We start from the raw sequence: 13,879 nt of genomic DNA, 5'->3' as shown, positions 1-13,879 counted from the left end.
ATCATGCGGTCTCGTTCACAAATTCATCGTAGGGGTTGAGCCGAAATGCAATCCGGAATACGCAGCCGGGAAACTGCGGGTCCTGGGGATGCGGATTGTCCAGGATATCAATCTGCGCACCATGTTTCTGGACGATTTCCCGGACGATGGCCAGCCCCAGCCCGCTGCCCTGAACGTTACTGCCCAATATCCGGTAGAAACGTTCAAACACATGCTCCCGCTCGGCTTCGGGAATGCCGGGACCGTTATCCTCGACCTCAATCAGTGCCAATTCCTGCGGAACGCTCACGCTGACCCGCACGGTGACACTATGTCCTGACGGCGTATAACGCAGCGCGTTATCCACCAGATTGCTTAGCATTTCCCGCAGCATGACCGGATCAGCAAAAATCGTGACGGCATACTCGGGTTGCTCAAATCCCAGATCGATTTTTTTAGTAAACGAGGCCGGAATCCAGTCCCGCACTACCTGCATCGCCAGTTCATTCAGATTGACTGGTTCAAAAGGCTTGGTTGCCGGTGTCTGGTTTTCGGCTTTTGCCAGTGCCAGCAGCTGATTGACCAGCCGGGTGGCCGCTTCAGAGCTGGTGGACAGTTGCAGCAGCGAGCGCCGGATTTCTTCCTGATCTTGCTGGCGCAGAGCTAGCTCAGACTGCATGCGCATACCGGCCAGCGGAGTTTTCATCTGATGCGCGGCGTCGGCAATAAAGCGCTTTTGTATTTCTATCGTTTGCGCCAGCCGGGCCAGCATGTCGTTGAGCGAATTGACCAGCGGTGTGATTTCTTCCGGCACCTGGCGCGAATCAATCGGGCTCAGATCATCCGGTCTGCGAGCACGGATACGTTGTTGTAATTCCGCCAGCGGCGATAGTCCGCGGCTCAGTGCAAACCAGACCAGCGCCAGCGCAATCGGCAGGATAATGAATTGCGGCAGGACGACGCCTTTAATAATTTCATTCGCCAGTACCGCGCGTTTTTCCAGCGTTTCCGCGACCTGTATCAGAACCAGCCGGTTATCCCCGGCAGGCTGATTGAACGTGGGCCGGATAACATCGACATAGCTGTAAGCAATGCGGAAATCAATACCACGCAGGGTCAGATTACGGAACTGAATATTGCCTGACAGTGTTTTATCATCGTCCGGCGGCAGCGGCAGATCCGCATCTCCGTCAATGACTTCCCCACGCGCATTTTTCACCTGAAAATGCACATGGTCCAGGTCATCTGCCCGCAGGATATCCCGAGCCGGTTTGGACAGCTGGGTAATTGCCTGGCCATCAAATTCTTTCACCTGTTGCGCCAGCACCAGCACCTTATCCTCCAACGCCCGGTCAAACGGTTGATTGGCGATGGACTTGGCGACCAGATAGGTGATCGCAATACTCATCGGCCATAACAGAAGCAGTGGTGCCAGCATCCAGTCCAGAATTTCTCCGAACAGTGAACGCTGTACTTTTTCTTCGGGCTGGCTCAGCAATGAATTTTCCGGCGCTCCGGCACTCGCTTCCTGAGGCTGGCGACGGTCTTCTGTCATGGTGTGCCGGAATCTGCAGGCGCAGCCTTGGTCGTGGGAGCAACAAAGAATTTTTCCAGGCAATAGCCCAGACCGCGAACCGTGGCGATACGAACGCCATCGATTTCTATTTTCTTGCGCAAACGGTGTACATAGACTTCGATGGCATTATTGCTGACTTCCTCGCCCCATTCGCACAGATGATCCACCAGCTGTTCTTTGGAAACGAGACGACCCGTCCTTTGCAGTAACACTTCCAGCAAACCCAGTTCACGCGCCGACAGATCCAGCATCTGATCATGGATATAGGCGATGCGGCCAACCTGATCGTAACTCAGCGGGCCGTGACGGATGACGGTGGGACCGCCGCCAGCCCCGCGCCGGGTCAGGGCGCGCACACGCGCCTCCAGCTCCGACAGGGCAAATGGTTTTGCCATGTAGTCATCTGCTCCCAGATCAAGCCCCTTCACACGCTGCTCCACGGAATCTGCCGCAGTCAGAATCAATACCGGTAAATGAGAGTTGCGTGCCCGCAAGCGCCGCAACACTTCGAGGCCGCTCATTTTAGGCAGACCCAAGTCCAGTATCAGCAAATCAAAATCCTGTGTTGATAGCGCCGAGTCTGCTTCTTGTCCATTACCGACACAATCGGTGGCATAACCGGACTGGCGCAATGAGCGGGTCAGTCCGTCCGCCAGAACGCTGTCATCTTCTGCTAACAAAATTCGCATGATGAATATCTAAGTGAGGAGTTGTCTCTGAATTTATTTTGACAGATTATGCAACTTGTGCAGCCCGCTGGGCAATCAATTCCTTGTAAAACGGCGCAAGCACCTGCAGCGTGGCAGATTTTCGTGTCGAACATTTAAGGTTCGCAGCGAATGATTGATAAGATAGAAAATATTTTTATGATGAATTACAAATTCTTTACTTGTTCTCATCTGTTGATTGACAATGACAAGGATTAACCTCCAGCGTGTCGCTGATGTATGGCTCAGTATTGAAGACCGCACGAATATTTTTTGTGGCTGGCACCCTCACAATGAATGCCTGCTGCCTGTGCCTGACCTGATGCGGCGGGCAGACTCACGTCAGTCAGGATTACCGCTATAACGCGGCAATATGTTTTGCTATTACTTTTCGACAGCGTTTATTTTTGTTGACTGCAACCTGACCAGTCTGGTCTGAGCAATTTTATCCTTGGCTTCAGGCGCGTGTTTGAAGTGAATTTGTTCGTTATTGTTCCAGAAAGAGCGTTCCAGATCCAGGCTCAGAAAATAGGTTCGGCCTTCCTTCAAAGACCAGATCATGTCATTGCCATGATCTGTTTTTGCCGTCAGGTGATGTTCACCCGGCGTCAGTTCAACGGCCATGTAGGTTTCTGGTCCTAGTATGGCGACCAGTCGTTCATCGATGTAAATCTGACTTTTGCTTTTTAATTCATTGGCTTTCGAACGAACCAGATAGACCTTCGCAAATCCTGTGTGAGGAGGAATAAATTTTTTCTGTTCATTGTCTTCCTCATCTTTGGCCATAGGAACTTTCACACAGTCGTGCCACTGGCCGCTGATTTTGCAGGGAGTCATATTCTCTTCGGCGTAAGCTGACGGCAGATACCATGCTGTCAGCCCGAAACACAGACATCGGAATAACTGAACCACTGACTTTCTCATTTACTCCTCTTTGTTTTTATCTTTGAAGATGGTGTAGCTCAGAGGCAGCAGTAATAACGTGAAAATCGTTGCAGAAACAATGCCGCCGACAATGACGACGGCAAACGGACGCTGGGTTTCCGAGCCGATGCCATGCGACAGTGCGGCAGGCAACAGACCCAGCCCGGCCATCAGCGCCGTCATCAGAATCGGACGCAGACGGGTAACGGCGCCTTCGATGGCACTTGATACCGAAAGCTGTTTCTTTTCCAGATCCAGAATCTGTTCCAGCATGATCACACCGTTTTGCACAGAGATGCCCGCAACCGCGATGAAACCGACGGCGGCAGAAACGGAGAAGTGCAGACCTGCCAGCGCCAGTCCGGCGATGCCGCCTATCATGGTGAATGGCACCATGAGCAGGATCAACAACGACAGTCGTACCGAGCGAAATGCCCAGAACAGCAAAGCAAAAATCAGGAAGATCGTGATGGGGATAATGATTTCCAGTCGTTTCACGGCCCGCTGCTGATTCTCAAACTGACCTCCCCAGACGATGTAATAACCGGCTGGCAGGCTGACTTGCTCGGCGACTTTTTTCTGGGCTTCGGCAACGAAACTGCCCTGATCGCGGCCGATCAGATTGGCTTTGACCGAGGCATTGCGGCCACCTGCCTCGCGGCTGATCCGGCTGGCACCCTGTTTCAGTTCGATTTTTGCCACATCAGCCAGATCAACAGTGCCGGCACCATTCGGCAGATTCACCTGCAAGGCGCTGATATTGTCGATGGACTCGCGGTAATCTGCTTTCAGACGCAGGGTGATGTCAAAGCGCTTGTCACCTTCATAGAAAGTAGAAACAGGCGTATCTGCCAGTGCAGACTGAATTACATTATTTACATCTGACACATTGATACCCAGGCGTGCAATTTTTTCCCGGTCGATCACGATATTCAGCTGACTCTGACCGCCGATCTTAACCGTATCAACGTCGGCCGCGCCCTGTATGCCTTTGAGGATACTGGCAATCTGTTCGCTTTTCTGCGTCAGGATATCGAGATCAGGGCCGAATACCTTGATTGCGATTTCACCTTTGACACCGGACAGCGATTCTTCCACGTTATCCTGAATGACCTGAGAGAAATTGGTTGGTACCCCGGGAATGGAATTAATCTTTGCCGTCATGTTTTCAATCAGGCTTTCCTTGTCGGCAAATTTCCAATCTGAACGCGGTTTCAGATCGGCCAGAATTTCCATGCTGTTCGGGCCCTTCGGATCGGTGCCATCATCGGGGCGGCCCACATCGGAAACGACGGTTTTTACTTCGGGGTAGCTCAGCAGGATTGCGCGGATCTGTTTTTCGATTTCCTTGGTTTTTTCGATCGCAGTCGATGGCGGCAGGCTGATGGCAAGCCAGATGTTGCCCTCATCTAGCTTCGGCAGAAATTCGCTGCCGAGGCGGGGCGCCAGCGCCAGTGTGATGGCCAGCAGGATGGAGGATGCAATCATCACCTGGCGTTTTTTCTGTTCCGTTTTTTCCAGCAGGGCGCGATAACTGTTTTGCAGACGCACCATCCATGCACTGTGTTTTTCCGCCAGGCTGTGATGCTTCATCGTCAGCGTCAGCAAGGTCGGAATGAGTGTCATCGTCAGGATCAGTGCTCCCAGCATGGCGAAGCTCAGTGTCAATGCCACTGGCGAGAAAATTTTTCCTTCGACGCGTTGAAAAGTAAAGATCGGAATGAACGCCAGAATGATGATGGCTTTCGCAAACAGGATAGGATGCCCCATCTCAACGACGGTATCTTTCAATACATGTTTGCGCCACAGAAACAGGCTTTCGTGGCCGTCATGTTGTTTCAGCGCCAGTTTCACCATCAGCGCTTCCACCAGCACCACGGCACTGTCGATAATGATGCCGAAATCAACCGCGCCTAGCGAAATCAGATTGGCAGGAATACCTTTCAGATCCAGCATGATAAATGCGCACAGCAACGACAGTGGAATGACGGTCACCACAATCAGCGCAGTCCGCCAGTTACGCAGGAACGCAATCAGTATCGTTGCCACCAGCAGTGCGCCGACAATCAGATTTTCTGCAACAGTCATCACGGTGTGATGCAGCAGATCGGTACGGTCATAAATCTGTTTCAACTTGACGCCGGCCGGCAGTTTGGCATTCACCGATTCAATTTTTTTCTTCAGTTCCCCAATGATTTTGGCAGCATTACCCCCCTTGGTCATCTGTACGATACCCAGTACATAACTGTCACCCTGGTTGTAAGAGACAATACCTGAGCGTGGACGGTTGCCAATGACCACGTCGGCAACATCAGATACCAGCACGGTTTTACCGTTTTTCGCGCTGATAATCACCCGGCCGATATCGTCTTTATCCTTAAACAGTCCAACGCCGCGTACGACCAGACCTTCGTCTCCGCGTTTCACGGTACCGCCACCGACGTTATTGCTATTGCTGGCGAGCGCCAGATTGACCTGATCCAGTGTAATGCCGAAACGCTTCAGCAGATTTGGATTCACCTGTACCTGGTATTCCTTGACGGTGCCACCAAAGCTGACGACGTCTGCCACGCCGGGAACGATGCGCAACTCCGGACGGACGACCCAGTCCTGCAGTGCGCGTACATCGTTTTCAGACATCGTGGCGGGCGCTTCGATGATATAGCGATAAATTTCACCTACCGCAGTAGTCAGCGGGGCGAGACTAGGCTGAATTCCGGGTGGTAAATTTACGCCCTGCAGTTTTTCCAACACCTGTTGCCGCGCAAAATAATCATCCGTGCCATCTTTAAAGGTCAGCGTAATCACCGACAGGCCGGTGATGGAGACTGAACGTACCTGGGTCTGATTTGGTACGCCGCTCATCTCACGCTCAATCGGTAAGGTGACAGTACGTTCTACTTCCTCTGCCGCCTGACCCGGAAACTGCGTGACAACCTGCACCTGCACGTCTTGCACATCTGGAAATGCTTCGATGGGCAGATTCGTTAGTGAGCGGTAACCGAAAACAATTAACGCAAATGTCAGCACCAGCACGAACACGCGCTGGGTCAGAACAAAATCAACAAACTTATTGAGCATGGGAAGCCACCTCGGAATTCAACAGCAGTGCACCTTCAGTCACAATTTTCTGACCGGCGGCCAGTCCCTGATCAACAAAGCTGACGTCTTTGCTTTTACGAACCAGATTCACCCGTTGCTTTTGGTATTCACCCTCGCGTTTCTCAATGAAGACGTAGTTATGCAGGCCTTCCACAATCAGACTGGCATTCGGAACACGTAACGCTTTTTTATTGTCTTCCGATAAGAACGAAACCCGTGCAAACATTTCTGGCCGCAGTTTTTTATCTTCATTCGGAACGCTGGCACGTACCTGAATCCGTCGCGTGTTCGGATCCAGTACCAGACCGACACGGTCAACTGTGGCAGGGAAAATCTGATCTGGATAGGCGTCCAGTTCCATGCCGATTTTCTGGCCCGGCTGAATCTGGCCGATAAGACGTTCAGGGACATCAATCAAAAGCCATAGGCGACTCAGATTCGAAATGGTGAACAGCGGCCCCGGTGCGTCGGGGCGCGCTTCCATACCCGGATTGACCTGTTTATCCACCAGGATGCCGGCAATCGGTGCTTTCAGTGCAAACTGACCATTTTCCTTACCGCTGGCGTTCAGATTGTGCATACGCAGATTACTGCGCCGGGTTTCTGCCTGTGCCTGCACGTAGTCGGCTTCGGCAGATTCATAATCTTTACGGGCAATGACTTCATGTTCGAATAAACCTCTGGCACGGTCAAAGGCGAGCTTCTTTTTATATTCATCGGCTTTGGCTTTTGTCCAGTCTGCATCTGCGGTGGCCAGATCCGGAGAGTCCAGCTGCGCCAGCGTCATATTTTTAGTCACCACGTCACCGATTTGAACGGGAGCAGACGTAATTCTGCCGAGCACAGGCGAACTGACGCGTGCCGTGATGTTTTCATCAAATGCCAGTTTGCCGTTCATTGCATCGGCAATCGGCAGATTGACCTCTTTGACCGGCGCTACCTTGATAGAAGCAAGTTGTGGCGCATTAACCGGATAGCTGATGCTGCCGGGAGCCTGTTTTTTTACGGCCACAGCTCCGGTACTTGCTTCGTTTGCGGTGACGGTTCGCATGGAGTAAATGGCAATACCCGCGCAGCAGAGCAGACCGGTGACAAGCGAAAGAGAACGGGTAAATTTCATGGTTTGGATTCCTGTGTACTGATTTGCCAGGCGGTTTGTGCCTTGGCGAAGTCGGATTGGGCATTGATGGTATCGATTTCTGTGGCGCGGAAAACGCGCCGGGCATCCAGCACATCCATCACACCAAGCGCACCGTTTTTAAACGCAAATTCTGCTGCGTCGGCAGATTGACGGGCAGCGGGTTGAACCTGGCTGGTCAGCCGTTGCAGAATGTCCTGCGCACTGCTGGCGGATTCCCACAAGCCGCGCAGCTCCTGTGCTGCGGCTTCCCTTGTTTTTCCCAGCATTTCTCTGGCGCTGTCGACGGCGATCTCTGCTGCCCGGATTTCACCCTGGTATTCATACCGGACGAATAATGGGATCTGGACCGAGACGCCGTAACTATTACCTGATCCTTGTGTGTTGGTGGCGCTGGTCGGATAGTGTTCGAATTGCACACCAACAGAAACATCGCGCGTTCTGGCCGCCAGTGCCAGTTTCTTTGCTGCCAGCGCTGCATCCAGCTTCGCCTGTGCGGATTGCACGTCCGGACGCGATTCTATGGCTTGCTGCAACTTGTTTTCCAATTCCGGTGTTGCCGGTAAAGTGGCTGCAGGCCAGCTGTCAGCAGCAGTGATCGCTGTGGGAGAAATACGCAGCGACAGCAGATTGATCAGATGGCTTTGCGCATGAAGTAAATCGTTTTGCGCCTGCCGCATGTCGTTCTCTGAACGTAATGCGTCAACCCGGATACGGGCTGCATCGGCGCCAGCAATGTCGCCAGCTTTTTTGCGCTGATCTGCTGCGGCCTGTGTCTGACCGAACAGTTTTCTGGTTTCCTGCAACAGACGCAGTCTTTGCTGTGCTGCCAGCAGATCAAAATATGCGGCACTGACTGTGATGCGGGTCTGACGCTCTGTATCCATTGCATCGTGTCGCGCTGCCAGCTCCAGATAACGGGCATTTTCCGAACGGTATTCCCGCTTGCCGCCGCGTTCGATCAGCTGATCAATGCGCCATGTGCTGTCGACAGTTTTGTCGCGTAATTTTCCGCTACCGATACCCAATTTCGGATTGATATTGACGGTTTGTATGGTCAGGGTGGGATTCGGTGCGGCTTCTGCTGCGGTTCTCATCGCTCCGGCAGTATCAAGCGCAAGACGGCTGAGCCGGATATCGCGGTTGTCTGTCACGGCAATCTGCAAGGCCTGTTGCAGGCTGAGCGATACCGCTGTTGACGAAGCATTTTCAGCAGCGTTTGCCGGTAGCATTTTCGGCAGATCTGTGTTGATTTGTGCTGGCGTCGCGTCAGCGCCAAGCGCCAGCATTGCCAGCGCGCCGCCGGAGGCCATGCCCATCAGGCAATGGCGGATATTTCCAATAGTCAGTGCAAACATCATGGTGTTCTTACAAATAGCGTAATGATTAACCTTCGTAGTATGTAAAACCAAGCTGTCATCAGTGTGACATTAAGCTGACAAATTGCTGACAGCGTCGAAAAATCAACAGAATATCTGCCGGAACTCAAAGAGATTCATGAGGAACTGGAGGAAATTCGACCAGAAAGACCGTACCGCCATAACGGGCATCCTGTAGTTCGATGCGGGCATCATGATCTTTGGCAATATCGGAAACGATGGACAAACCCAGGCCATTACCTGACACCTGACTGGTGATGGCAGGCCGTTCGTTAATCCGGTAACGGCGCTCGAAGATATGTTTCCGTTCTGCGGCTGGAATCCCGGGACCGTTATCTTCCACCGAAAAGACGCCGGTACCGTCTGCATTGGAATGGCAACGGACTGTCACGATACCATTTTCGGGTGTATAGCTGATGGCATTGTCAATGATGTTTTCAATCAGGTCGCGCAGGAGAAACGCATCACCCAGAATCATCACCGGCTGCAGATCAAAACCGAGGTCGATGTGCTTCCTGTCAGCAGCGTTAAAAAAGACATGGATGCTCTCTGCAATGATTTGATTCAGTGAAAGAGGTTCCAGTCTTTTCCGCTCAAACTTACCGGGTTCAGCACGCGCCAGTGCCAGCAGCTGATTGGTCTGCCGTATCATTCTCTCGGTGGAAATCATCATTAACGATGCCGAACGCGAGGTTTCCTGATCGCTCTTGTAACGTTCCTGTATCCATTCGATCTGGGCTTTCAGACCAGCCAGTGGCGTGCGCAACTGATGCGCGATATTTGCCAGGAAGTCCTGCTGGTTGGTGCTGCCGATTTCGATTTTATGCAGCAGGCGATTGATGGCCTGGGTGACCGGATGCAGTTCTGATGTTTGCGCCATTTCCGGAAGCGGGGATAATTCGTCAAAATTGCGCCGGTTCAGTTCTTGCTGCAAATTCTGTAATGGTGTGAGACCGCGTGTTACCGCGATCCAGACTACGCTGATCAGTAATACTGTGAGGATGATTTCGAGCGTGATCAGGGTAATGAAAATACGTGACTGAATCGCCTTGCGTTTGCTAAGGGTTTCTGCTGCATGAATCACCACCGGTTCATCGCCGATAAGAAATTTGATACTGACGATGCGGATTGCCTCACCACGCATCCGGCCATCGGCAAAGATGCTGTCGTTGTAAGTGACTGGCATGGACACTGCTGGAAAATCCTTATCGCCCGCCAGGATATCGCCAGCCTGACTGCGGATCACGAAATAGACGACATTGACATGATCTACCCGTAAAACCTGTTCCACGGAAGAAGGCAGATCCACGCCGATATGGTTTGCTACCTTGTGCAGCCGGGTACTGAGCGCCCAGCACGTGTCGGCAAGGCTCTGGTCAAATGCGGTTTGCGCCGGCGTCCAGGCAAGCCAGTACACCAATGCCGCGCCAATAAAATTCACGACCAGTAATGGCGCGATCAGCCATTTCAATAAACTGCGACGTATGCTCGGTTGGTGTGCTGGCATATGATTGGTGAGGAATCAGACTTTTTGTTCTTCCAGCATATAGCCGAAACCGCGTATAGTTTTGATGGCGACTTGCGCATCGGCCAGTTTCAGGCGCAGACGGGAAACATAAACCTCAATTGCATTCAACGTCAGGTCTTCCCCATGCGGCAGGATCGCATCAATGATCTGCTGTTTGGAAACCACGCGGGATTCCTGCTGCAGCAGATACTCAAGAATATTCCATTCCCTGACGGACAGATCGACCAGATGCCCGTTGATCATCAGGCGTTTGGTATGGGAATCCAGAACCAGCAGGCCAAGCCGGGTCTCACTGGTGCGCGGAGCCGTTCTTCTAACCAATGCTTTGAGGCGGGCGACTAATTCCAGAGTGGAAAAAGGTTTTACCAGATAATCGTCGGCACCAAGATCGAATCCACGGACACGGTCAGAAATCGCATCCCGTGCGATCAGTAACAGAACAGGCAGATTGCTGCCTCCGGCACGCAGTTTTCTCAAAACTTCCAGACCATCGGTATCCGGCAAACCGATATCCAGCACCATCGCCGAGAGCTGCTGATGTTGAAGCACAAAACCGGCATCGCTGCCAGTGTGTACCACATCTACCAGCATACCGTTTCCCCGCAGCATCTGCGACAAACCTTCTGCCAGAATTTTGTCATCTTCGACGAGTAATATATGCATAAGTCAATTTGCCTGCACGATCAGAATGCCGGAGAATTTCCGGCATCGAATTCTGAACGTTATAGAACAGGAAAGCAAACCTGACACAGTCAGGAAATATCCGGTTGCGATTTGGCAATGATCTGTCAACGATGTTTATCATTGTCTGGCACAGGGACACAGGTGCACAGTTCATCGTGGTGCAGCGGGGATATCTATTTTGATAAATGCAGTTTAGTGCGCTTCCTGAGTGAACTTTGCAAAATTATTCAGGATCGATTGCCACCCTTGCTGTTGCTGTTCAACGGAATGTTCAGCTTCGGCGTCAAACGTAATGCGCACGGTCACACCGTCGCCTTTCTCAATGAATTCGACTGATGCCGTACGCCCGCCGAATGAAAATTCCAGCAATTGATTTGGTACTACCTTGGTGTAGGTTCCTTCAAAGTCAAAACCGAAACTGCCGTCTTTTGCTTCCATCCGGGATGAAAACAGACCACCGATCCGCAGATCAACCGTCGATCGGGTGGTGTGCCAGTCTTCAGAAGCGGCGTTCCACTGTTTGATATCGTCCGGCGTAGTGTAAGCGCCCCAGACCCTCGCGATCGGCGCATTGATATGTGTTTCGACGGTAATTCTGATGGTCATCGTTTTTCCTTTGGTTGGCAGCAGAGGAGGCCAGTCTGTTTTTGGAACTGTTCGCAGATATGTGTCTTGGCTCAATCAAGATCATGTGTAACTATTTTTAATGCAGCGTGTCTGCGAGAATTCGCGGCGATTTGAAAAATTTAATTCAAATGTTTGATTAAACGTTTGATTATCTGGTCTTTATTTCGTTGAATGCTTTTGCATTAAACAAATATTTTCTTTTAGGGAAAATATTTTAATCCGGGAAACGTTTGAGTTTTTTTGCATCATTTGGCACTGCATATTCTGCTACATTCATTTCCATTGCCAGCAATGTGTAGTAAGCCACAATGCCGGTTAAATCAACGACACCTTCTTTTCCGAAACGCTGCTCCACCCGGTTAAATGTGATATCGGAAACACGCTTATTTTTTTGCAATTCAATGCAAAAGTCGTAAACCATTTCTTCATCATCAGACATGCCTGTTGGCCGGCGTCCATCTGCGATCGCATCGGTCATCTCCTTTTTGATACCAGCTTTAACAGCAATCGGCTGATGTACATACCATTCATAATCCTGGCTCCATTCGCGGGCAGTGACCAGAATCGCGAGCTCGCTCAGGGTGTTGCCAATGGCAGATTTATAACGCAGGTAGTCACCCATGGCCCGAGCCTGACTCATCATTTGCGGACTATGCATCAATGGCTCGAACGGGCCGAATACAGCGACCTTGCGATGTGTTTCAAACTCGGCTGCAACCTGTTTTTGTTCGCTATTGTACTGATCCGGTGGGATGCTTGGCAGCCGCTCTGCGGCTTGCGCGCCTATGCTACATGTCAACATAGCGATGGCTATACCTGATAACTGTTTTTTCATTTTGTCTCCTGTTATTTTTGATCGTATGTATTTTTATTGCCTGGTTGTTTTCCTGTATTTTCTTGGTAACGCGTCATTGGAAAAATACTGATTTTCGCCTTTTGTTCAACAGCAAATGGTTTTGGAGTCTGAAATCAATATTACTGCCTTAAAATAAAAATCGACAGAAATTTCATAGCAAGCTAGTCATAAAAAAGAAAGTCAAAAATCCTGCTTGCATAAATCACTGTTTTTTTATACAGTATTGTCCGGTGCAGTGATATTTACGAAATCCGATATCCAATCGGCCACTTAATGAAGAATGAAAGAATCTATGGACGACAAGAAACCCGACAATAGCTCAGAAAAGAGTAAAGCGCTTGCTGCCGCCCTGGCACAGATTGAGAAACAATTTGGTAAGGGGTCAGTCATGCGCATGGCTGACGGCGAAGTGGTGGAAGAAGTACAGGTCGTGTCTACTGGCTCTCTCGGACTGGATATCGCGCTTGGTGTCGGCGGATTGCCGCGTGGCCGCGTGGTGGAGATTTATGGACCGGAGTCTTCAGGTAAAACGACGCTGACATTGCAGGCCATTGCTGAAATGCAAAAATTGGGTGGAACCTGTGCCTTTATCGATGCGGAGCATGCGCTGGATGTCGGTTATGCGCAGAAATTGGGGGTCAATCTGGCAGATTTGCTGATTTCACAACCGGATACCGGGGAGCAGGCGTTGGAAATTACCGATGCACTGGTGCGTTCCGGCAGTGTTGATCTGGTCGTGGTGGACTCGGTAGCGGCTCTGACACCTAAGGCTGAAATCGAAGGCGATATGGGGGATTCTTTACCTGGCCTCCAGGCACGTCTGATGTCCCAGGCTTTGCGCAAACTGACTGGCAGTATCAAGCGCACGAATACACTGGTCATTTTCATTAACCAGATCCGTATGAAGATCGGTGTGATGTTCGGTAGCCCTGAAACCACGACAGGTGGTAATGCGCTCAAATTTTATGCATCTGTCCGTCTGGATATCCGTCGTACCGGATCCATCAAATCCGGTGACGAAGTCATTGGCAACGAAACCAAGGTCAAGGTTGTCAAAAATAAAGTTGCCCCGCCGTTTAAGGAAGCCCATTTTGATATTTTGTACGGAGAAGGCACGTCCCGTGAAGGTGAAATTCTGGATTTGGGGGCGGACGCCAAGATTATTGAAAAAGCAGGAGCATGGTACAGCTATAACGGCGAACGTATCGGCCAGGGCAAGGACAATGCACGCAGCTACCTGAAAGAGCGTCCTGAATTGGCACATGAGATTGAAAATAAAGTGCGCGCCCACCTGGGTGTACCGACCTTGCCTGCCCTGAATACACAAGTGGTCGAGTAAGTGAATTCCGACTTTTTGGCCGGCGCTTCCGAGAACTGGG

Annotated in this window: 11 protein-coding genes; 1 reads left to right on the top strand and 10 read right to left on the bottom strand. The window is 51.2% G+C overall.

Annotated features, from left to right (window positions below; genetic code table 11):
* Position 1: 1 nt before the first annotated feature.
* The 10 genes from HV832_RS11575 to HV832_RS11530 form a co-directional block, all read right to left on the bottom strand.
* A complete protein-coding gene (locus HV832_RS11575) occupies positions 2–1,534 on the bottom strand; it encodes a sensor histidine kinase (RefSeq protein WP_176804007.1) in 1,533 nt (510 codons plus the stop codon).
* The gene (locus tag HV832_RS11570; RefSeq protein ID WP_176804006.1) at positions 1,531–2,244 is read right to left on the bottom strand and encodes a response regulator transcription factor; all 714 of its coding nucleotides are present in this window, start codon (positions 2,242–2,244) and stop codon (positions 1,531–1,533) included. Before HV832_RS11570 ends, HV832_RS11575 begins: the two co-directional genes overlap by 4 nt.
* A 402-nt stretch (positions 2,245–2,646) precedes the next feature.
* The gene (locus HV832_RS11565; RefSeq protein WP_176804005.1) at positions 2,647–3,099 is read right to left on the bottom strand and encodes a DUF2846 domain-containing protein; all 453 of its coding nucleotides are present in this window, start codon (positions 3,097–3,099) and stop codon (positions 2,647–2,649) included.
* Positions 3,100–3,186: 87 nt separating this feature from the next.
* Entirely contained in the window at positions 3,187–6,267 is a 3,081-nt protein-coding gene (locus HV832_RS11560; protein ID WP_176804004.1) for an efflux RND transporter permease subunit, read from the bottom strand.
* Entirely contained in the window at positions 6,257–7,408 is a 1,152-nt protein-coding gene (locus HV832_RS11555) for an efflux RND transporter periplasmic adaptor subunit (RefSeq protein ID WP_176804003.1), read from the bottom strand. Before HV832_RS11555 ends, HV832_RS11560 begins: the two co-directional genes overlap by 11 nt.
* Entirely contained in the window at positions 7,405–8,787 is a 1,383-nt protein-coding gene (locus HV832_RS11550; RefSeq protein WP_176804002.1) for a TolC family protein, read from the bottom strand. Before HV832_RS11550 ends, HV832_RS11555 begins: the two co-directional genes overlap by 4 nt.
* Positions 8,788–8,911: 124 nt before the next feature.
* Positions 8,912–10,312: a sensor histidine kinase gene (locus tag HV832_RS11545; RefSeq protein ID WP_176804001.1), complete on the bottom strand. Its 1,401-nt coding sequence runs from the start codon at positions 10,310–10,312 to the stop codon at positions 8,912–8,914.
* A 15-nt stretch (positions 10,313–10,327) separates the two neighbouring features.
* Entirely contained in the window at positions 10,328–10,996 is a 669-nt protein-coding gene (locus tag HV832_RS11540; protein ID WP_176804000.1) for a response regulator transcription factor, read from the bottom strand.
* A gap of 213 nt (positions 10,997–11,209) precedes the next feature.
* Entirely contained in the window at positions 11,210–11,623 is a 414-nt protein-coding gene (locus tag HV832_RS11535) for an SRPBCC family protein (protein ID WP_218132032.1), read from the bottom strand.
* A 235-nt stretch (positions 11,624–11,858) separates the two neighbouring features.
* A complete protein-coding gene (locus HV832_RS11530) occupies positions 11,859–12,479 on the bottom strand; it encodes a carboxymuconolactone decarboxylase family protein (RefSeq protein ID WP_176803999.1) in 621 nt (206 codons plus the stop codon).
* A 313-nt stretch (positions 12,480–12,792) separates the two neighbouring features.
* On the opposite strand from HV832_RS11530, the gene recA reads away from it, so the two are divergent.
* The gene (gene recA / locus HV832_RS11525; RefSeq protein WP_176803998.1) at positions 12,793–13,839 is read left to right on the top strand and encodes a recombinase RecA; all 1,047 of its coding nucleotides are present in this window, start codon (positions 12,793–12,795) and stop codon (positions 13,837–13,839) included.
* Positions 13,840–13,879: the final 40 nt, after the last annotated feature.

The sequence above is a fragment of the Cognatundibacterium oligocarboniphilum genome, assembly GCF_013377855.1.
GTDB lineage: Bacteria > Pseudomonadota > Gammaproteobacteria > Burkholderiales > Burkholderiaceae_D > Undibacterium > Undibacterium oligocarboniphilum.
This window is presented reverse-complemented; position numbering and strand designations above follow the sequence as displayed.

What these genes read in the sequence shown, in the direction of transcription:
- HV832_RS11575 (WP_176804007.1), bottom strand. Translation starts at nt 1,534, where the DNA reads ATGACAGAAGACCGTCGCCAGCCTCAGGAAGCGAGTGCCGGAGCGCCG.
- HV832_RS11570 (WP_176804006.1), bottom strand. Translation starts at nt 2,244, where the DNA reads ATGCGAATTTTGTTAGCAGAAGATGACAGCGTTCTGGCGGACGGACTG.
- HV832_RS11565 (WP_176804005.1), bottom strand. Translation starts at nt 3,099, where the DNA reads ATGACTCCCTGCAAAATCAGCGGCCAGTGGCACGACTGTGTGAAAGTT.
- HV832_RS11560 (WP_176804004.1), bottom strand. Translation starts at nt 6,267, where the DNA reads ATGCTCAATAAGTTTGTTGATTTTGTTCTGACCCAGCGCGTGTTCGTG.
- HV832_RS11555 (WP_176804003.1), bottom strand. Translation starts at nt 7,408, where the DNA reads ATGAAATTTACCCGTTCTCTTTCGCTTGTCACCGGTCTGCTCTGCTGC.
- HV832_RS11550 (WP_176804002.1), bottom strand. Translation starts at nt 8,787, where the DNA reads ATGATGTTTGCACTGACTATTGGAAATATCCGCCATTGCCTGATGGGC.
- HV832_RS11545 (WP_176804001.1), bottom strand. Translation starts at nt 10,312, where the DNA reads ATGCCAGCACACCAACCGAGCATACGTCGCAGTTTATTGAAATGGCTG.
- HV832_RS11540 (WP_176804000.1), bottom strand. Translation starts at nt 10,996, where the DNA reads ATGCATATATTACTCGTCGAAGATGACAAAATTCTGGCAGAAGGTTTG.
- HV832_RS11535 (WP_218132032.1), bottom strand. Translation starts at nt 11,623, where the DNA reads ATGACCATCAGAATTACCGTCGAAACACATATCAATGCGCCGATCGCG.
- HV832_RS11530 (WP_176803999.1), bottom strand. Translation starts at nt 12,479, where the DNA reads ATGAAAAAACAGTTATCAGGTATAGCCATCGCTATGTTGACATGTAGC.
- recA (WP_176803998.1), top strand. Translation starts at nt 12,793, where the DNA reads ATGGACGACAAGAAACCCGACAATAGCTCAGAAAAGAGTAAAGCGCTT.